A 20,828-nucleotide genomic window follows, 5' to 3' on the forward strand; every position below is an offset into this window, starting at 1 on the left:
GTTCCGTAATTCCGTCGACTCATGACTCAGTCCACCGGCGCCGCAAAGGGATCGTTATAGTACTGGGCGCCGACATCGATCCATTCGGAAATCAGGCGCAGCTCCGCCGGCGCCAGGTAGCCGTCGTGCGCACCGCCCGCGGCAAAGGTCGCGAAAAAGCGGCTGTCGTTGGCGGCGCCGCCGATCAGCCGCTCTATGTCGACGGTCACCATGACCGGGATCGGGTTGCCGTCGCTGTCGAGAATCAGTTCGCCGTCTTCATCGGTCTCGAACACCGGGTTGCCGTTGTCATCGGTCTCCTGCACCAGGATTTCCTGCAGGGCGCCGTCCACCAGCTCCTGGCTGGGATTATCGAACAACAGCTCGACGTAGGAGGTAATCCAGTCCGCATTGACCGGCGACTGGCCGGACGTCAGGTCCAGCTGGCCGGCGGGCACCTGCAGCATACCGTCGGCGTCGCGGCTGGAGTGGCAGGCGGTACAGGTATGGTCCTCGATCACGGTGCCGCCGGCGTCGGTGATCTGCCGGTCCAGGTCCCACAGCGGCTGGATATGTTCCGGATAGTGGATGATGCTGCGGCAGCTGTCGACCCAGTCGTCCAGACAGGTGGCCGGAATCGGGATCGGCGTGGCCAGGTCCGCGTAGGGAATTTCGCTGCTCGGATCTTTTGCCCGCAGGGCCGGATCGGTCCACAGGTCGCTGAAACGGATATCCCCTTCCAGCTCTGCCTCGCCGGCGATGCGCGCCAGCAGTTGCGCCATGGTCTCACCCATTTCCGCCACCAGTGCCGGCTCGGTATTCGGGAAGGCCGCGCCGGATGTGGCGGCGCCGGCCCAGGCGGCATCCGGATTCCTGTCCGGGCGGCCGTGGGGCACCTCGCTGTCGCCGCTGTGGCAGCCGTTGCAGTTGCGCACTTCACCGGCGCGCAGTTGCAGCCAGCTGCGGTGGCGACCCACCAACCGGCGACCGTTGGAATCCACCACGGCAATCGCCAGCGGCATGTCCGCCGGCAGCCTGACCCGCACCGAGCCGTCCGGCTGGATCGGCGTATAGCCGAGAATCTCGCGCATGCCCTGGGCGCGGTTGCGGCCGAAGGCCGAGCCGTCGAAATCCAGCGTGTCGTCGTCGGGAATACCCGCGGCCTTGACCACGCGCAGGTAGCGCGCCGGGCGCAACTCCGCCGGAGTGATATCCGGGTCGGCCAGTTCGGCGATGGGCACAATCGCCTCGCCGTCGAAATCGTAGACACTGCGGATATCCAGGATACCGGCACCGGCCTGCACCAGCTCACGATCGATATCCACGCCCGGTACCGGTTCCGGCAGGTAGGCGGGCTGGGTGCGCGGCTCCAGGGTGACGCCCTCGGAAATCATCTCGCCCTCCTCGGCGACGACGATCGGCAGCTGCGTGCCTTCGACATAGTCGTAAATCCACAGGCCGTACAACGGATCCGCCGGCACGACCTCTTCCTGTTCGAGCCACTCGTCGGTACAGGGGCGCGGCAGCTCTGTTTCCACTTCCAGCACCCGGCACTCGCTCCAGCTGACCAGCAACCGGCTGGTGCCATCGTGGAAAGGCCAGGCGGAAGCGAACAGGCCGTGGGGCGACAGCTCGCCGTTGGTGATGACCTCATCCACGGAGATGGACGCCTGGCCCACCAGCTGCCCCTCGCCCTCCGGCTCGCTGTAGGCCTCGGTGTGATTCGCACTGTCGATCGCCACCAGGTCGCCGCCGTAGCCGATGCCCTCGGGTGCGCGCAGTGTGATCAGCAGGCGGCCGTCGGGCATTTCCCGCGGTCGCACAAAAACGGCATCGGTGCGTTCGCCGTCTGCATCGGGCGTGCCGGTCTGCTGGCTGTGGTAGCCGTAGTGGAAGGCCAGGTCGGTACCGTCGGGCTCGATAGTGTAGAGACTCAGGTTGTCCACACCACCCATATTGTCCCAGCGGTTGAACAGGATGCGGCCGTCGTTCAGCACTGTCGGCTGCAGGTCGTGGCTCTGGTTGAAGGAGATCTGTTCGATATCGGAGCCGTCCGCGTCCATCACATGCAGGACAAAGGCCTGCTCCTGCAGGTCCTCCGCCAGCGAGGAGAACTGCGGCTTGTTGTCGTCCAGCAGCAGTGCGCGGGAGCGGCGCTGGCGTGTGGAGGTGAACAGGATGCGGCCGTCGGGCAGGAAGGCCGGGGAAATATCCTGGCCCTCCCCGGCGATCAGGTCGGATTCGATGACCCGTTTCAACTCGCCGGTTTCGCGATCGTAGAGCCAGATATTCCAGGTGGGCTGTTCGTCGTCGTCCGCGTCCTCGATTTCCGGTGCGCGCATCGCGAACAGCAGGCGCTGGCCATCGGCGGAAACGTTCAGGTCTTTGACATCGTAGGTGCCGTCGAAGAGCCCGGCGGTCAATACGGTTTCCGCAGCGCTGGGCGTGGCGCGGTCTTTCAGCACCAGCTCGGCGCCGGGGGTGAAGGTGGCGGGGGAGTAGATATCGTCCTCGACCGGGGCACCGTCGTCTTCGAACGGCAGTTGCCGGCGCACGAAAGCCACCGGGTAATCCACAACCACCGGGTCTTCCGCCTGGTCGCCGCCGGCAGAATTTTCGCCACCACCGCTGCCGCCGCAGGCCGACAATAACAACAGCGCTGGTAGCGCATAAAAATATTTCATTTTTCTTGCGTCCAAAAGTGACAAAAATGCGCAGTTTATTATGAAAATTGCGCCTGCCGCTTTCCCCGGTTGGATTTATATCGACGTTCCAGTGTTAAATTCTCTCCGCTGTTTCCCCCACACTCAAGGTGCGCACAAAAAAATTGCCAACCAGGGCCCAGATCCTGCATACCACACTGGCAATAAAAAGCGCAGGTCTTAGTATCTCCTGTCACTTCAGTGATCAAGTTACCAGTCCGATGAAAAAGTTATCGTTCCGGCAGCATATTGCCCGACAAATGACCGGCGGCGCACTGCTGGGCATCTGCCTCTGGGCGGGTGCCGCGGTCGCCGACCCACAGGAGCAGGCGCTGCAGATGCACAGCCGCCTGACCGGGGTAAAGCCGGCCGTAAGTGTCCTGCAGGACATGGCCGAGGATATCGCCGACGGCAACCCGATGGATGCCGCCTATACGGCAATGGAAAACGATGCCTTTTACGATGTCACGCTGAAAAACCTGGCCACGCCCTGGACCAACCGCGACCGCGATGTCTTCGCGCCGCTGAACGATTACACCGCAACGGTCATCGGCGCCGTGCGCGACGACCTGGATTTCCGCCAGGTTCTCTACGGCAACCTGCTCTATACCGCCGACAGTGGCCTGGGCCTGCCGCCGTACCGCAACGACGACAACGAACACTACGAGGCACTGGAGAACAGCGGCTATCCGTTGCAGGTGGCGCTGGTGAAACGCAGCCAGTCTGCGGTCACCGGCCTGCCGGCGCAGGCCACCGCCGGCGTCATCACTTCCCGCGCCGCCTCGCGGGCCTTTTTTATTGCCGGCACCAATCGCGCCATGTTCCGCTACACCCTGTGGAATCACCTGTGCCGGGATATGGAACAGGTGAAAGACACCAGCCGCCCGCCGGACCGCATCCGCCAGGACGTGAGCCGCAGCCCCGGCGGCGACAGTCGCGTCTTCCAGAACAACTGTGTCGGCTGCCACAGCGGCATGGACCCGATGGCCCAGGCGTTTGCCTACTACGACTTTGTCTACGACGCGGACAACGACCCGGACGCGATCAACGGCTACCTGGACTACAACAGTGCCGGCGATACCGACCCGGCCACCGGCACCCGGGTGAAGGCGAAGAACCATATCAACAGCGCCAATTTTCCCCACGGTTTCGTAATACCGGATGACAGCTGGGACAACTACTGGCGCGAGGGACCGAACATGCACCTGGGCTGGAGCCAGTCCCTGCCCGGCAGCGGCAACGGCGCCAAGACCCTGGGCCAGGAACTCGCCAACAGCCGCGCCTTCGCCCAGTGCCAGGCCACCAAGGTGTTCCGCCAGGTCTGCCTGCGCAGCCCCGAGGACGCGAACGACCGCAACGAAATCGAATCGATCGCGGACGATTTCAGCAACAGCGGCTACCGGCTGAAGCGGGTGTATGCCGATGCTGCAGTTTATTGTGCGGGGGAATGAGCAGATGAATTTCCGAAAATCCTCCGGCTCCGTTTCCAGCTCAGTGGCGGCTCTGCTACCGGCAAAACTGCTAAGCAGTCTCATGCTTGCGTCTTTCCTCAGCGCCTGCTCTGGCGGCAGCGGCCAGGACAACGAGGAGCAGCCGAATACCAACCCCGGAAACGGCGACGGCGTCAACTACTCCGGCCCGGCGCCGGAAACCGATGACGTCAAGCAGTACAAGCGCTATATCTGGGACAACCTGGCCGCGGAAAACCGCTGTGGCAGTTGCCACGTGGAGAACAACCAGAGCCCGCACTTCGTGCGCAACGACGATATCAACGCGGCCTACAGTTCCGGGCGCGAACTGGTGAACCTGGCCAGCCCGGCCGAGTCGCGGCTGGTGACCAAGGTCGCCGGCGGCCACAACTGCTGGCTGTCGAGCGCCGAGGCCTGCGGCGAGATCATTGCCAACTATATCGAGGAGTGGGCCCGGGCCAGCGGCAGCCTGGTCAACAGCATCACCCTGACGCCACCGGTGGAGCGCACCGTCGGCGCCAGCAAGAGCTTCCCGGAAAATCCCGGCAGCTTCTCCAGCACCGTCTACCCGCTGCTGCGCGACTACTGTGCCGGCTGCCACAGCGAGGGCGCGGCCACCGCACAGCAACCCTATTTTGCCAGTGTCGACCCGGAACAGGCCTACGCCGCGGCGCGTAGCCGCATGAACCTGGACACGCCGGCAAACTCGCGATTCTCCGTGCGCCTGGGTGACGAATTCCACAACTGCTGGGATGACTGCGCCGAGAACGAACAGGAGATGACCGCAGCCATCCAGGCCTTCGCCGACAGCATTCCCGAAACCGAAGTGGACCCCAACTGGGTGATCAGCAAGGCCCTGTTGTTGACCGACGGTATCGTCGCCAGCAGCGGCGGCCGCATCGAGAACAACGCCATCGCGCTGTACGAGTTCAAAACCGGTGAAGGCACCACCGCCTACGACACCTCCGGCGTCAACCCGGCCATCGACCTGACCCTGTCCGGCGATGTGCAATGGCTGGGTTCCTGGGGCATCGACCTGAAGGGCGGCAAGGCCCAGGGTGCCACCGCCACCAGCCGCAAACTCTACGATACGCTGACCGCCACCGGCGAATACACCGTCGAGACCTGGATCGCCCCCGCCAACGTGTCCCAGGAGGGCCCGGCGCGTATCGTCAGCTACTCCGGCGGCAACGATATCCGCAACTTCACCCTCGGCCAGGCGCTGTACAACTATACCTTCCAGAACCGCAGCGACAGCACCGACGCCGACGGCATGCCGGCACTGATCACCGACGACATGGCCGAGCGCGCGCAGGCCACACTGCAGCATGTGGTGGCCACCTACGACCCGATCGACGGCCGCAAGCTGTACGTCAACGGCGAGTACACCGAAGACATGGACCCGGCCGCGGCGGACCTGCTCAGTACCTGGGACAACACCTTCGCGCTGGCCCTGGGCAGCGAGGTCTCCAACGAAAATGTCTGGGAGGGTTCCATCCGGCTGCTGGCGATCCACTCCCGCGCCCTGTCCGCGGAAGATATCGCCACCAATTATGAAGTCGGCGTGGGCGAGAAATACCTGCTGCTGTTCAAGGTGGAAGAACAGACCGGCGTGCCGGAGAGCTACGTGATGTTCGAGGTACAGCAGTTCGACAACTACGGCTACCTGTTCAGCCAGCCCACCTTTATCAGCCTCGACGACAGCGCCGATCCCGTCGGGATCGATATTCGGGGCATGCGCATCGGCATCAATGGCCAGGAAGCGGAAGTGGGCCAGGCCTGGGCCAACCTGTCGGCGACCATCGACGGCAGCTACTCCGCCGCCGAGGGGCAGCAACTGTCGCGGCTCGGCACCATCATCAGCCTGGACAAGGGACCGGAGTTCGACCAGTTCTTCCTGACCTTCGAGCGCCTCGGCAGCGAAACCTTTACCCGCGTGGAGCCGGAGCCGCCGGCACCGGCAGAGCCGGCGGACCTGGATCCGCAGCCGCACATCGGCCTGCGCCGCTTCGAACAGATCCACGCGACCCTGTCCGCCGCCACCACGGTACCGCGCACGGATCCCGGCGTTGCGGAAACCTGGGACACCATCAAGCGGCAGCTGCCGGTCGAGAGCGATATCCGCACCTTTGTCGCCGCCCAGCAGATGGGCATTACCCAGTTGGCGGTGAAATACTGCAGCCGGCTGGTGGATACGCCGGCGCTGCGCGGCGACTACTTCCCCGACTTCGATTTCACCGAAGCCGCGGATAGCGCCTTCAACAGCGCGGAGAAGAGAGCCGCGATCATCGATCCGCTGGTCGAGCACCTGCTCGGCCACGAGATAAGCTGGCACGACGGCGTGACCTCGCAGCTGTCCACAGCGCCGGACCTGACGGACGTCGAGACGGAACTGACCAGCCTGATAGACACAATGGCCACCTGCGGCGCCGACTGCGACGCGGAACGCACCGCGACCACGGTCAAGGCCACCTGCGCGGCGGCCATGGGCAGTGCGATGATATTGATTCATTAGCAGACGCAGGGTGCACCGCACCCTGCACAAATAGGGCGTAGCCTGGATGGAGCGCAGCGGAATCCGGGTTTCCCGCCGCCGCAGGGGCTCCCGGCAATCCCCGGATTCCGGCGCTGCGCGCCTGCATCCGGGCTACGGCTCCTACGACCCTCAAGGGGACAGATGGTATCTACGACAATGAACAGAACACCGGGGCCACCCGGTAGCAGGACCGCCCCAAAACTCGCTAATCGGCACCCGAAATTCGGATAGATCCGGATAACTATTATGAGCAAGAAAAAACACTTCGACCTGGACCAGCCACTGCGCCACCCGGATCACCACCGGCCGGTATCGCGCCGGGATTTTCTCGGCCAGGGCTTTCGTGCGGGCCTGGCCACGGTGCTGGGCGGTTCCGTTTTCAGCCTGTTCGCCAATCCGCAACTGGCGCGGGCGGAGCTGTCGGATGACCTGCGTCCGCTGCGCGACGACTGCGGTATCATGGGCGCCGGCGGCGCCGGCAAGATTCCGTTTATCTGCTTCGACCTGGCCGGCGGCGCCAATATCGCCGGCTCCAATGTGCTGGTGGGCAAGCAGGGCGGGCAGCTGGATTTCCTCAGCACCGCCGGCTACAACAAGCAGGGCCTGCCCGGCGATATGGTCCCGTCCACCACCGACGCCGCCGGCAACCCCTTTATCAATACCGACCTGGGCCTCGCTTTCCATACTGACAGCGGCATGCTGCGCGGTATTCTCGACAAGGTCGCCGCCGGTACCGCATCGGCCACCAACGGCGCTGTGATCCCGGCGCGCTCGGAAAACGATACCGGCAACAACCCGCACAACCCCATGTACGGCATCAACCGCGCCGGCGCCAACGGTGAACTGCTGGCCCTGATCGGCTCCAGCACCAGCGAGTCCGGCGGCAACTCCCTGGCCCCGATGTCGATGATCAACCCGGAAGTGCGGCCCACCAAGGTCGACCGCGCCTCCGATGCCACCGGGTTGGTGGACGTCGGCGACCTGGTGGGGCTGCTCAGCCAGGAAGATACCGTTGCGGTGATGGAATCCATGTACCGGCTGTCCGACGCCAAGCTGAAAAACGTCAACACCCGCGTCACCAACGACGCGGTGATCAAGGACATGGTGCGCTGCGGCTACCTGAAAAGCGCCGATATGGCCGACCGCTTCGGCAACCCCAATACACTGAATCCCGAAACCGATCCGGATATCGTCGGCCCCGGCGGTATCTTCACCAGCACCGAGCTGAGCGGCGACCGCGAATTCCAGAAGGCCGCCGCCACCATGAAACTGGTGGTCAACGGTTACGCCGGCGCCGGCACCATCACCATGGGCGGCTACGACTACCACACCGGCGACCGCGCCACCGGCGAGATCCGCGACCTGCGCGCCGGCCGCTGTATCGGCGCCTGCCTGGAATATGCCGCACGCCGCAACCAGCCGCTGATGATCTATGTATTCAGCGACGGCTCGGTATTCTCCAACGGCATGATCGACGACTCGGTGGAAGGCCGCGGCAAGGGCGTCTGGACCGGTGACAACCAGCAGACCGCCGCCTCCTTCTTCCTGGTCTACAACCCCGCCGGCCGGCCGCAACTGCTCGGCGGCAGCGCCGACGAACAGGCGCGCCACCAGCAACTGGGCTATATGCGCCCGTCCGGCGATGTGGAAACCGCATCCAGCCCGGCGGCAAACAATGTTAACCTGCTGGTGGAAACCGTGGTGCTGAACTATATGGCGCTGCACAACGAACAGGGCAACTTTGCCAACCTGTTCCCGAGCCACGGCCTCGGCAATGCCAGCCTGATGGACAGCCTGACCGCCTTTGCACCGATCGTCTGATGTTAAAAAGCTCACTCCGTAGGGTGCGCCGCGCGCACCGCCATATTGCCGCGAAGCTTTTCGGTGCGCACAGTGCCTGCTGCCTCGCCTGCCTGTTGCTGCTCGCCAATACCGCCAGCGCGGAATGGCACTACGAAAAACAGGCCATCATGGGCACGGAGGTGTCGGTGCAGCTGTGGCACGAGAACGCGGCCGAGGCGGAGGCGCTGATCGAAGGGGTAATGGCCGAATTCCGCCGCCTGGACGACGAACTTTCGCCCTATAAAAAGAACAGCGAACTGTCGCGGGTCAACCGCGACGCCGGCCGGCAGACAGTCGAGCTGTCGGCGGAACTGGCCGCCCTGATCGATAAATCCCTCTGGTACAGCGAGCAGACCGGCGGCGCCTTCGATATCAGTTACGCCACCCTGGGCAAGCACTACGACTTCCGCCAGCACAAACGGGCGGACACCGCGACAACCAAGCAGCTGCTGAAAGCACTGAACTATCACAACCTGCAGTTCGACAGCGCGAAACGGACACTGCACTTCGGCCACCCCCAGACCAGGATCGACCTGGGCGGTATCGCCAAGGGCTATGCCGTGGACCGCGCCATCGATATTCTGCGGCGAGCCGGCGTGCACCACGCCAGTGTCAGCGCCGGCGGCGATTCGCGCATGATCGGCGACAAACGCGGCCAACCCTGGCTGGTGGGCATCCGCCACCCGCGGGACAAAAGTAAAAACGCGGCGGTGATCCCACTGACCGACACCGCCATTTCCACTTCCGGGGATTACGAACGCTTTTTTATCGACGACCATCACCAGCGGGTACACCATATTTTCAATCCGGCCACCGGTCGGCCGACGGAGACCGGCGACGGCGGGCGGGGCGACAGCGACCGGCTGATCAGTGTCAGCATTATCGGCCCACAGGGGTTCGATACGGATCCGCTGTCCACCAGTGTGTTTGTGCTGGGGAAACAGAAGGGCCTGGCACTGATCGACCGGCTGCCCGGTTTTGAAGCGGTGGTGATCGACAGCAACCGCCGGCTCTACTTCAGCCACGGGCTGGAACAACCGGACTAGAACGGATCTCTGTCGCCTTCGGAGAAATGCCAACCGCATCACACCGGCGACATGATCCGCTGCGATAATTCACAATAACGAACCACGGCCGGAGCCGGCTTACAGGCCCCTGCAAACGAATTCAAATAGGCACCCCATGCGCCGCTGTATCCAGCTTCTGACACTCGCCCTCATCGCCCTGTCCACATCGGCACAGGCCCAGCAACCGGCCTTCCCGGCGGAAAAGCTGGAATCGCTGAAAAGCGAGGTGCTGAAACTGAACCGCGACCTGCTGATCCTGGAAGAGGACCTGCTGTACCCGGCCCAGAGCCAGGTCGCGGTCTATGTGTCCATGGACGTGGGCAACTATTTCCAATTGGACGCGGTCAAGCTGCATATCGATAACGAGCTCACCGCCAGCCACCTGTACACCGACCACCAGCGCGACGCGCTGGTGCGCGGCGGCATCCAGCCACTGTTCAAGGGCAACCTGAAAGCCGGAACCTACACCGTGTCCGCCTTCTTCACCGGCTTCGGCCCCGAGGGGCGCGAGTACAAGCGCGCGGCCACGCTGGAACTGGAGAAGACCGACGAACCGGCGGTGCTCGAACTGCGTATCGCCGATTCCAGCGGCAGGCAGCAGCCGGAGTTCGAAGTGGTCGAGTGGCCGGCGCCCTGATCCGCGATGTTCTACCGCCCCCCACTACGCACAATTTCCCTGACGCTGGCCCTGCTGGGTGCCGGCGCGCCGGCACTCGCATCCGAGCCGGAAGCGCCGCGGTACCGGCAGGCCCAGGACATCGCCTACGGTGTGGCGCTCTACGACTACTTCCAGGGTAACTACTTCGATGCGCTGAGCACGCTGATGGTCGCCGAACAGCGCGGCGCCATCCGTGTGCACGCAGACAACGCCGCGCTGATCGAGGGTGGCATCAGCCTCGGCTTCGGCCTGTCCGGGCGCGCGGCGACCCTGTTCGAACAACAACTGCAGCAACAGAGCGGCGACCCGGAAACCCTGGCCCGCTACCGTCAGGTGGCCTGGCTGAAACTGGCGGAACTGAACTACCGCCAGCAGAACTGGCCGCGGGCATCGGCACAGCTACAGAAATCCGGCGCCGCGGACAGCTCCGACCTGTCGATCAACCTGGCCCTGCGCGAGGGCGATTTCGCCGCGGCCGAAGCACTGCTCGACAGCGGCAGCCTGCCGTTGGCGCGGCGCCTGCTGGGCCGTATCAACCTGGCCGCGGCACTGGCCCGGGAGCAGCGTTACGGCGAGGCGATTGCCCAGTATCGGCGGGCCAGCGCGCTGGTCGAAGATGCGGAAACCCCGTCGCGGGAATTGCGGATACTGAACGACAAGGCCCATATCGGCGCCGGCTATGCCTACGCGCTGCAGCAGCGCTTTGCCGAGGCGCTGGAGGAATTCCGCCATGTGCGCCTGCGCACCGCCTGGGCCGACCGCGCGCTGCTGGGGCTCGGCTGGTCCGCCATCAACAGCGGCGAATACCGCGCCGCTATTGACGCGCTGCAGTTCCTGCTGCAACAGCACGGCGAGTCCGCCGAGGCCCGCGAGGCGCTGGTGGCACTGCCCTACAGCTACGAAAAACTGCAGCGCCCGCAGGTCGCCCTGGCGGCCTACCGACAGGCGGAGAATCGCTACCGGGAAAATATCAACGCGCTGGCGCAACTGCAGCAGTCTGTCGACACGATGTCTTTTGCCGCCGACGCGGAGCGCGGGCGGCCCCGCTTCGGCTGGCTGGAAGTGGCCGACACGCCGCCACTGCTGCAGGACAACCGCCGCTACCTGCAAAACATCCTGCAGAGCGATGCGTATCAACTGCGCCTGTCGGACCTGCGCGACCTGCGGCAACTGGCGCGGGTCATCGACGACTGGCGCCAGCAGCTGCCGCTGTTCGACCAGTTGATCGACGCGCGCCGGCAGCGCCGCCAGAGCATCATCGAAAATTACAGCAGCGCCCAGTACGACCAGCAGGTGGAGATGGCCGAGCGCCAGTATCGCGAACTGGAAACTGCGCTGGCGCGTATCGAGCGCGACCGCGACGGACTGGCGCTGCTGGCGGCACTCGATGCCGACGACAACGAATACGCCGGGCTGCTGGCGCTGCTGCAGCGGGCCGAGGGCCGCTACGAAAAACTGGCCCCGCACGGCAAGACCCGCGACGGCCAGCGCAGGGCCCTGCAACGCGCCCGCGGCCTGCTGCAGTGGCGGGCCGCACAGGATTACCACGACAATCTATGGCAAAAACGCAAGGGCCTGCAGACCCTGGGCGAACAGTTGCAGGCCGCCGGACACCAGCGGCGCCGGGTGGCGCAGGTCGTCGGTCGCGCGCCGCAGTTGCGGCAACTGCAGGCCGGCGTCGCCGAAGCCCGGCCGCAGCTCTCGCGGCAAAGCCGCGCCATCGCCGCCGCCAGCGCCGCGATCGAATCCTCGATCCGCCGCGACGTCATCGCCGAACTCAAGCGCCAGCAGGCCCAGATCCAGCAGTACATGGCCCACAGCCGCCTGGCCATCGCGCGGCTGCAGGACGCGGTCATGCAGGGCGCGGTTATGCAGGATGCAGCTGGGCAGAGCTCCGCCCCCGAAGCACAAGCGGGAGGTGGCGATGACTGATCGCTTCCCGCGCGGGGCGCTGGCGATCGCACTGTGCTGCGCCGCCGCCTCCTGCTCCAATCAACCGGTGGAGACGCTGGCCAACCTGCCCGCCGCGCAGTTGCCGCCCGCCGTCGCCGCGGAAGCGGAGATCAGCGCCCCAGAGCTCGATATCGCCGCGCTGCAGCGCAGCTACCAGCGGGCCCTGGCCAGCAGCGGCGATCCACACACGCGCCGGCAGATCGAACTGCGGCTCGCCGACCTGGAAATGGAGCGGCTGGAGCAGCAACAGGCGGACAACCCGGATACCGCCGTCTCCTATCGTTCGGCGGTAGCGCGCTACGAAGCCCTGGCCGCACAAATGCCCGGCGACGACTATATCCTCTACCGGCTGGCCCGCGCCCGCTCCATGGACGGCCAGCCACAGCAGGCACTGACCGCGCTCGAGGGCATCGCCGAGGCCGCGCCCGAATCGCCGTTTATCGCCGAGGTACTGTTCCGCCGCGGCGAGGCCGCCTTCAACCGCCGCGACTACGGCGCCGCCGCACGCGATTTCCGCGGCGTGCTGGAGCAGGGCGAGACACCGTTTGCCGACAACGCCCGCTATATGCTCGGCTGGTCGCGGTTCAAATCCTCCGATTACCGTCGCTCCAGCGAAACCTTCCTCGAGTTGCTGGACCAGCTGCACGGCCGCGCGCCCTTCGACCAACTGCCGGCCGGCCAGCGGCGCCTGGCCGAGGACAGCCTGCGCGGCCTGGCCCTGAACTACAGCTACCAGGGCGGTGCCGAGGCGATCGAATCCTTCAACAACGGCGGCGAGCCGCGCCCCTACCAACACCATTTGTACCGCGCGCTGGGCGACTGGTATGCGGACAAGGAGCGCTACCGCGAGAGCGCCGACAGCTTCCTGGCCTACGTCGAGCAGTATCCCCACAGCGCGGAGGCGCCGGCGCTGCACCTTCGCGGTATCGAAACGCTGCAGAGCGCCGGTCTCGACGACCAGGTGCTGCCGGCCAAGCGCGAGTTCGTGCGGCTCTACGGTATCCGCGGCGACTACTGGCAGCAGTCCGGCGAGGCGCAGCGGCAAAAACTGCGCGGCTGGCTGCGCCCCTGGCTGGCGGAACTGGCGCGCTACGATCACGCGCGCGCGCAGGAACTGTCCCGCCAGCGCGGAAGAAACGCGCGCGAGCGCACCGAGTTCGCGGCCGGGTCCCGCCGTGCCTACCTGGACGCGGCGGACCTGTACCGACAGTACGCGGACACCTTCCCCGAGGACGACGCCACGCCGGGCCTGGTATTCCTGATGGCCGAGTGCCTGCAACAGGCCGGCGATATCCCCGCCGCCTGGCGCGCCTACAGCCGCGTGGCCTGGGAATACCGGGACCCGCAGCGCGGCGCCGAGGCCGGCTACGCGGCCGTGCTTACCGCCGGGCAGATGCACGAAAAACTCGCCGGCAGTGCCGACACCGAAGCGCGCACCCTGTGGCTGGACCGCAAGACCGAAGCCAGCCTCAGGTTTGCCGATACCTGGCCGGGGGATCCGCGCGCACTGCCGGTACTGCTGGCCGCCGCCGACAACCTGCTGTCCCAGAATCGCTATCCGGAAGCCATTGCCGCCGCCGGGCGGGCGGCTGCCTGGCAGCCGCAACCGGATCCGCAACAGCGCCGCCAGATCGCGATGATCCTCGGCCACAGCCACTTCGAACTGCAGCAGTATCCGCAGGCCGAACAGGCCTACCATCGGGCGATGCTCGCCAGTGCCGCCGGCAGCCGGCAACAGGCCGACGCCCGCCAGCGGCTGCAGGCCGCCATCTACCGGCAGGCGGAACTGGCGCTGGCGGAGGGCCCCAGCGAGGCCGGCCTGCAACACCTGCTGCGCATCCGCGACAGCGGCCGCACCGATATTGCCGCCACCGCCCAGTACGATGCGATCAATCACCTGATGACCATGGAACAGTGGCAGCGCGCCGCTACCGAACTGGCGGATTTCCGCCAGCACTACCCATCCCACAAACTGGCACCGACCCTGGCCGCCAAGGCGGTGGTCATCTTCCGCGCACTGGCCCTGCCCGGCGCCGCCGCCGGCGAACTGCTGAAACTGGCGCAGGCAGACCCGGACCCGGAAGTGCGGCGGCAGTCGCTGTGGATGGCCGCGGAGAGTTTCCAGCAGGCCGGCGACACTGCCGCGGCCATCAATGCCTATCGCCGCTACAGCGAACAGTGGCGCGAACCCGCGGCACAGCGGCTCGAAGCCCAGTACCAGTTGATCCAACTGCAGGGCGAGCAGCCGTCGCCGGAGCGCAACCGCCGGCTGCAGCAACTGGCGGACAACAAAGTCGACTCGCCGCGCGGCCGCTACCTGGCCGCCTTTGCCCAGAGCCAACTGGCGGAGCAGAGCTACCGGCGCTTTGCCGACCTGTCGCTGCAGCTGCCGCTGAAACAGAGCCTGGCGACGAAGAAACGGGCCATGGACAACACCGTGGCCGACTACCGCAAGGTGCTGAAATTCAATATCGCCGAATTCACCACCCAGGCCAGCTTCCGCCTGGCGGAGGTCTATCGGCAGTTGAGCCGCGACCTGATGGAGTCCCAGCGGCCACAGGGGCTGGGCCCGCTGGAACTGGAACAGTATGAAATCCTGCTCGAGGAGCAGGCCTTCCCGTTCGAGGAAAAGGCGATCGAACTGCACGAGGCCAATATCCGGCGCACCACCGATGGCCTCTACGACGACTGGATCAAACGCAGCTTCAGTTCCCTGGCCCGGCTGCTGCCGGCGCGCTACGGCAAAGAGGAAAAAACCCTGGAGTGGAGCCATGCACTGCACTGAGTCCAGATTGAGAAAAACTGTCGGAACCTGCCGCGCGCTGTTACCGGCTTTTCTTGCCGCACTGCTGAATGCCTGCACCAGCGGCGGTGGCAGCGCGCCGCCCACCGGTGGGCAGGCGGCCGGCCCAACGCCGAATCCCTACCTGGCGGACGCCGACAGCGTCCCCGCCGCCGCGCGCGAGGGTATGGAAATTGCACATCAGGCCTTCGAGGCCGGCGAACTGGCCACGGCGGAGACCGAATTAAAGAAACTGACAGAAAACTGGCCCACACTGTCCGGCCTGTGGCTGAACCTGGGTATCGTGCAGAACCACAGCGGCGAGCGCGAGGCGGCGGAACAGAGCCTGCGCCGCGCCATTGAGGTCAACGACAACAACGTCTTCGCCTGGAACCAGCTGGCGGCGCTGCTGCGCGACGCCGGCCGTTTCGACGAGGCGGAACAGGGTTACCGGGCCGCGCTGCAGCGCTGGCCGGACTACGGCGACGCGCACCGCAACCTGGGTATTCTCTACGACCTTTACCTGCAGCAGCCGAATAAGGCGCTGCAGCACTACCGCGCAGCCCAGCAGCTGCGCGAGGAACCGGACCGGCAACTGGCCGGCTGGATCGTGGACCTGGAGCGGCAACTGTGAGGATATCGACTGAGATTTGGGGGTTCAGTTCCGGGAGCCGGAGCGGGGTACGCCCTTCCGGGACACGCCGTAAACCCATCCATGGGGGCTTGTCCGCGAGGTCCCTCTCGCGGACAAGCCCGGAAGGGCGCACCCCGCCCCGGCCTGGGCCATTGGCAAACCCTATGGCGCCGAAACGTGAGAGTTTAAAAATCGCACTGCTGTTTCCGTTGCTTTTCGCAGGTGGACTGACGGCAGAGGAAATCAACCTGGAGTCGACCGTGATCGGCAACCAGGAGCAGCCCAAGGTGCTGTATATCATCCCGTGGAAACAGGCCGACAGCCTGCAGCGGCTGGACAGCACCCTGCCGCAGACGGTGGGCGATGTGTTCCGGCACCAGGAGTATTCGGAATTTCAGCGGGAAATAGAGATGCAGGCCGACAAGCAGAAAGCGTCGGACGAATAGGCATTGTCGTCATTCCGGCGAAGGCCGGTATGACGACTCCAAAAAAGATTATCGCAAACAACAACTTCATTGCGGAGATAACACAATGGAATTTACCCAGGCGCTGCTGCGCTTCTTTCAGAACGGCGGTCCCTTCATGTACCCGATTGCACTGGTGCTGGTGATCGGCCTGGTCATGGTGGTGGAGCGCTGGATCTTCCTCGGCCGGGCGAAGCGCGCCAACCAGCGCGCCTACCGGGAGCTGCTGCCGCTGCTGCAGAAGCGCAACTACAACGGCGTACTGCAACTGGCGCGGGACAACAAGGCCGCCATGGGCCGCATCGCCGCCGCCGGCATCGGCACACTGCAATACGCCAAGCGCGACGAGAATATTGCACTGGCAATCGAGGAGGGCATCCTGGAAGCGGTGCCGCGGCTGGAAAAACGCACCGGCTACCTCTCCACGCTGGCCAATATTGCCACACTGCTGGGGCTGCTCGGCACCATCATGGGCCTGATCGCCGCCTTCACTGCGGTGGCCAACGCCGATCCGTCGGAAAAGGCCTCGATGCTGTCCTCCAGTATTTCCGTGGCCATGAATACCACCGCCTTCGGCCTGATTTCGGCCATCCCGCTGCTGCTGTTCTACTCCATGCTGCAGAACAAGACCAACGAGATCGTCGACAGCCTGCAGATGGCCGGCGTCAAGTTCCTGAACCTGCTGTCCATGGGCCGCGCGCAGATGGCGGAACAGAAAGCGGCCAGAAGCTGACGGTAGCACCATGCTGAAACTGAATATTCCCCGGCGCAGCCACGAGGAGAGCGACCTGGACATCACTTCGTTTATGAGCCTGATGATCATCCTGGTGCCCGTACTGCTGCTGAATATGGTGTTCTCGCATATCTCGGTGCTGAAACTGAACCTGCCCGGCCTCAGCGACGGCGCGGCCGCCGCCAGCGAGCAGGAAAACCGGCAACTGGAAGTGGTTCTGCGGGAGTCCCATATCGATATCAATTACCCGGCCGGGATGCGCGTCAAACGCGTTCCCCACGTGCAGAGCGGGCCGGATTTCGCCACCGTGTCCAAGGTGCTGCGGGAAGTGAAGCGGCAGCTGCGGGAAAAATCCATCGACAAGAAGGACGTGCTGATCCTGTCGGAAGTGGACACGCCCTACAAAACCCTGGTCGGGGCCATGGACACCGCACGCTCCTATCGCGCCGTGGTGGCAGCATCGCCCGTGGACGCGGAACTGTTCCCGCAGATTTCCCTCGGCGACGCACCGCCGGCACAAGAACTACAGACCGCAGCGGGGCAGTGATATGAACCTGAATGTGGCCGCCAAGCTGCAGGCGCGCAAGCAGCGGCAGAAAAAACAGCAGACCAGACTGAACCTGGTGTCGCTGATGGACATCTTCACCATCCTGGTATTTTTCCTGCTGGTGAACTCGTCCGATGTAGAGGTGCTGCAAACCGACAAGAGCATCAAGCTACCGGACTCCACCTCGCAGCAGAAACCGGAAGTGACCACCGTCATCCGCGTCAACGGCGAGCAGCTGTTTGTCGGTGACCGCCTGGTGGCACGAGTCGACGACATAGACCCGCAGGCGGGGAATATCGAGCCACTATTGAAAGAACTCGAGTACCGCGCCAGTCGCGCCGGCGAACTGCCCGAGGACAAAAAGTCCATCGGCCGCCCGATCACCATCATGGGTGACGAGCAGGTTCCCTACCAGTTGTTGAAACAGATCATGCAAACCTGCGCCGAGACGGATTACCGCGATATGGCCTTCGCGGTCAACCAGACCAAGCCCCAATCCGCTTCGGACAGCGGGCCGGAGGTCGGCGGCTGATATGGCGACAGCAACTCACAGACCAACGGCGCCCTGGCTGCTGCAGGAAACGGTGCTACCGTGGTCCGCATCGGCGGATGAGGACACGCGTTTCGGCAGGTTCCTGCGAACCGGCCTGATTTTATTCGCTCTTCTCGGAGCCGCCGTCACGCTGATCCCGGTACCGGAACTGACCCGCGAACAGGCCGAGCGGATACCGCCGCAACTGGCCAAGGTAATCCTGGAAAAACAACAGTTGCCGGAACCCCAACCAAAAGCGAAGCCGAAACCCGAGCCAAGGAAAGCGGAAAAGAAGAAACCGGAGCCCAAGCCGGAACCGGAAAAGAAACCGGAACCCAAACCAGAACCGAAAGAGAAGCCTCCCGCCGCCGAGGTAAAACTGGCGCGCGAGAAAGCGGCCAACAGCGGCCTGCTGCAGATGCAGGATGACCTGCAGGCCATGCGCGAGAGCGTCGATGTGGCCGAGGTCAGCGGCGCGCAGCTGGCCGGCAGTGCGGCCGAAGCGCAGACAGTGCAGCGTTCGGTAATTGGCGATCGGGCAAAGGCCAGCAGCGGCGGCGTGAAGACCACCGGACTGAGCCAGGATACCGGTGGCACCGCGCTGGCTGCCCGTGAGACCACCCAGGTCAGCAACGCCCAGGCCTCTGGCAGTGCGCGGGAAGTGGCGAAGAAGGTGCGCCGCGAGAAGTCCGCCCGCGCCGAGCAGTCGATCCGCAGTGTAATGGAAGCCAACAAGGGCGCCATCTACGCGATCTACAACCGCGCGCTGCGTCGGGACCCGATGCTGCAGGGCAAGGTTACCGTCAAGCTGGTCATCGAATCCAATGGCAGCGTATCGGCGATCAGTATCGTCGACAGCGAGCTGAACAATCCGTCGCTGGAAAGGAAGCTGCTGGCGCGTATCCGGCTGATCAACTTCGGCGCCGCCAATGTGGAACAGACGACGCTGAACTACTCGATCGACTTCCTGCCGTCCTGACGGCGGCAGGCACTACAGGCGGCGCAACCTGATATCACTCAGTTCAGGTCCACCGCATATTGGCGCAGCAGTTTCAGCGACACTATCTCCAGCGCCTTGACATGCGTGCGCTGCAAATAGACCCGCGGTGCCGCATCCTGCTGCTGCGCCTCCAGCCAACGCGCTGCGCACAGGCACCAGCGGTCTCCCGGCTTCAGCCCGGGAAAGCCAAACTCCTCCACCGGGCTACTCAGGTCGTTGCCGCGGCCGCGCGAAAACTCGAGGAACTCTTCGGTGACCTCCACGCAAACCGTGTGTGAGCCCGCATCCTGATCACTGGTATTGCAACAGCCGTCCCGGAAAAAACCGGTGACCGGATCCAGGCCGCAGGCCTGTAGCGGATCGCCGAATACATTGATCGAATCTTCCATTTGCATGATAGAGGCTCTCTTATTCATTCAGGTTTCCCGGGTTTCCAGCAGCGCGATATCGACCAGACGCCAACGCAGCCCCTGCCGCTCGAGGATCAGGCGCAGTTCGCGCCGCCCATCGCCGCCGTAATCTGCAGACGCGCGATCCAGAGCCACCAGTCGCCAGCCCTGCAGCTTCCAGTCGCCGGGCCCATCGCGATCCGCGTCGCGGCCCGCTTCGGCCTCGCCGACCGGCGCGGTCGGCTGGCGATAGAGTTCCCGCTCCAACGCGCGGAGGTCGCGGCCACCCCGCAGCAGCCCGGCCACCCCTTCCGGCGTGACCAGCTGGCGTAGCAGCGGCGCCATAAACAGGTTGGTGCCAGCGGCGAAAAGATCGCCCCATTCCGCCGGCAGGTCCTCCGCCATCGACTCCCGCACCCGGCGCTGCAGCCGCGACTGCAGCTTGTCGCGCAGCAGCGGAAAGTCTACATACTTCCGCAACGCCTCCAGATCCTCGTCCCGGGCCGCGCTTTCCAGCTGCCCGAGGCTGTATCTGGGCCAGGCGATATAGCCCCCGGCCAGGATCAGCAGGATCGCCAGCCCGATCGACAACCACTTCTTCATAAGCTCCAGGCTCCAACTCGATGCGTGCAGTTTATCGCCTGCCACCGGCACGGGCGAGCCCGACAGCATGGCGCGGGATTGTTCATTGCCCGCGGCTATGCGATATTTCGCACCCAACGGCTCTGTGTACACATTAAAGGAACTGACAAAGGACATTCAGAGAATGAGCGATATTTACAAGGCCCCGGATGCGGAGCTGACCAGTGGCGAAGAGCATGGCGCCTACGGTTCACTGGAGAAAGGTGTTGCGGGGGACTACTCCCTGTCGATCGGCGAGGTGATCGGCGAGGCCTGGCGCCGCACCAAGGGCAACAAGGGCACCATCTGGCTGGGCGTGCTGTGTTACATTGTTGCAGCCGCTGCGATCAACTTCATCGCCGGCCTGGTGAGCGGTTATCCGGCCTTCGACCCCCAGGCCGCGATCGGGGCCTCACTGGTCTCCCAGCTTATTTATCAGGTGCTGGTGGCCATTGCCGGCGCGCCGCTGCTGGCGGGCATGATGATGATCGGTATCAAGATCGCCCGCGATGAGAGCGTCTCCGGTACCGAAGTGTTTTCCCACTTCGACAAGATTCTGCCGCTGGCCGTCGGCATGATCCTGATGTACATCCTCGGTACCCTCGGCTTTATCCTGCTGATACTGCCGGGCATCTACCTGATGGTGGCCTATACGCTGGCCATGCCGCTGATCGTGGACAAGGGCCTCGGCCCCTGGGCCGCGCTGGAGACCTCGCGCAAGGCGATCACCAAGCACTGGTTCGGCTTCTTCGGTTTCCTGATCGTGTGCCTGCTGCTGTACATCGCCGGTGCGATACCGCTGATGATCGGCCTGATCTGGGTGATTCCGCTGGTATCCATCGCCGTCGGCATCGCCTATCGCAATATCTTCGGCGGCCCGGAATCCGACCAATCCGCATAATCCGAACAGGAGCGGTGGT

17 protein-coding genes are annotated in these 20,828 nt (G+C 64.5%); 14 read left to right on the forward strand and 3 right to left on the reverse strand.

Going from position 1 to position 20,828, the window contains the following annotated elements; translation table 11 throughout:
- Positions 1-26: 26 nt before the first annotated feature.
- The gene (locus tag MWN76_RS10500; protein WP_250461361.1) at positions 27-2,663 is read right to left on the reverse strand and encodes an HzsA-related protein; all 2,637 of its coding nucleotides are present in this window, start codon (positions 2,661-2,663) and stop codon (positions 27-29) included.
- A 239-nt stretch (positions 2,664-2,902) separates the two neighbouring features.
- Between MWN76_RS10500 and MWN76_RS10505 the strand changes: the two genes are divergently transcribed.
- From MWN76_RS10505 to MWN76_RS10565, 13 genes are all read left to right on the forward strand, one after another.
- The gene (locus tag MWN76_RS10505) at positions 2,903-4,132 is read left to right on the forward strand and encodes a hypothetical protein (protein WP_250461362.1); all 1,230 of its coding nucleotides are present in this window, start codon (positions 2,903-2,905) and stop codon (positions 4,130-4,132) included.
- A gap of 4 nt (positions 4,133-4,136) precedes the next feature.
- Positions 4,137-6,665 carry a LamG domain-containing protein gene (locus MWN76_RS10510; protein ID WP_250461363.1) on the forward strand — a complete coding sequence of 843 codons (2,529 nt, stop codon included), beginning with the start codon at positions 4,137-4,139 and terminating at the stop codon, positions 6,663-6,665.
- A 267-nt stretch (positions 6,666-6,932) separates the two neighbouring features.
- Entirely contained in the window at positions 6,933-8,507 is a 1,575-nt protein-coding gene (locus MWN76_RS10515) for a general secretion pathway protein GspF (protein ID WP_250461364.1), read from the forward strand.
- Complete coding sequence (locus MWN76_RS10520; protein WP_250461365.1) at positions 8,507-9,574, forward strand: FAD:protein FMN transferase; 1,068 nt, start codon at positions 8,507-8,509, stop codon at positions 9,572-9,574. Before MWN76_RS10515 ends, MWN76_RS10520 begins: the two co-directional genes overlap by 1 nt.
- A 136-nt stretch (positions 9,575-9,710) precedes the next feature.
- Entirely contained in the window at positions 9,711-10,232 is a 522-nt protein-coding gene (locus MWN76_RS10525; RefSeq protein ID WP_250461366.1) for an AraC family transcriptional regulator, read from the forward strand.
- 6 nt (positions 10,233-10,238) lie between these two features.
- Positions 10,239-12,185, forward strand: coding sequence for a tetratricopeptide repeat protein (locus MWN76_RS10530; protein ID WP_250461367.1), 1,947 nt, complete (start codon positions 10,239-10,241; stop codon positions 12,183-12,185).
- The gene (locus tag MWN76_RS10535) at positions 12,178-14,991 is read left to right on the forward strand and encodes a tetratricopeptide repeat protein (RefSeq protein WP_250461368.1); all 2,814 of its coding nucleotides are present in this window, start codon (positions 12,178-12,180) and stop codon (positions 14,989-14,991) included. Before MWN76_RS10530 ends, MWN76_RS10535 begins: the two co-directional genes overlap by 8 nt.
- A 7-nt stretch (positions 14,992-14,998) precedes the next feature.
- Entirely contained in the window at positions 14,999-15,622 is a 624-nt protein-coding gene (locus MWN76_RS10540; RefSeq protein WP_250461369.1) for a tetratricopeptide repeat protein, read from the forward strand.
- Between the two features lie 164 nt (positions 15,623-15,786).
- On the forward strand, positions 15,787-16,068 hold the full coding sequence (locus MWN76_RS10545) for a hypothetical protein (RefSeq protein WP_250461370.1): 282 nt from the start codon (positions 15,787-15,789) through the stop codon (positions 16,066-16,068).
- Positions 16,069-16,153: 85 nt separating this feature from the next.
- Complete coding sequence (locus MWN76_RS10550; RefSeq protein ID WP_250461371.1) at positions 16,154-16,819, forward strand: MotA/TolQ/ExbB proton channel family protein; 666 nt, start codon at positions 16,154-16,156, stop codon at positions 16,817-16,819.
- Between the two features lie 19 nt (positions 16,820-16,838).
- Complete coding sequence (locus tag MWN76_RS10555) at positions 16,839-17,366, forward strand: ExbD/TolR family protein (RefSeq protein WP_425606613.1); 528 nt, start codon at positions 16,839-16,841, stop codon at positions 17,364-17,366.
- A 1-nt stretch (position 17,367) separates the two neighbouring features.
- Complete coding sequence (locus MWN76_RS10560; protein WP_250461373.1) at positions 17,368-17,898, forward strand: ExbD/TolR family protein; 531 nt, start codon at positions 17,368-17,370, stop codon at positions 17,896-17,898.
- Position 17,899: 1 nt separating this feature from the next.
- Positions 17,900-18,877 carry an AgmX/PglI C-terminal domain-containing protein gene (locus tag MWN76_RS10565; RefSeq protein ID WP_250461374.1) on the forward strand — a complete coding sequence of 326 codons (978 nt, stop codon included), beginning with the start codon at positions 17,900-17,902 and terminating at the stop codon, positions 18,875-18,877.
- A 38-nt stretch (positions 18,878-18,915) separates the two neighbouring features.
- On the opposite strand, the gene MWN76_RS10570 is transcribed toward MWN76_RS10565, so the two are convergent.
- Positions 18,916-19,314, reverse strand: coding sequence for a DUF2237 family protein (locus tag MWN76_RS10570; RefSeq protein WP_250461375.1), 399 nt, complete (start codon positions 19,312-19,314; stop codon positions 18,916-18,918).
- A complete protein-coding gene (locus tag MWN76_RS10575) occupies positions 19,315-19,890 on the reverse strand; it encodes a DUF2939 domain-containing protein (protein ID WP_250461376.1) in 576 nt (191 codons plus the stop codon). It abuts the gene before it with no gap.
- Between the two features lie 163 nt (positions 19,891-20,053).
- On the opposite strand from MWN76_RS10575, the gene MWN76_RS10580 reads away from it, so the two are divergent.
- Entirely contained in the window at positions 20,054-20,809 is a 756-nt protein-coding gene (locus MWN76_RS10580; RefSeq protein WP_250461377.1) for a DUF2189 domain-containing protein, read from the forward strand.
- The last annotated feature ends 19 nt before the right edge of the window (positions 20,810-20,828 follow it).

It is taken from the genome of Microbulbifer litoralis (assembly GCF_023634065.1).
Lineage (GTDB): Bacteria > Pseudomonadota > Gammaproteobacteria > Pseudomonadales > Cellvibrionaceae > Microbulbifer > Microbulbifer litoralis.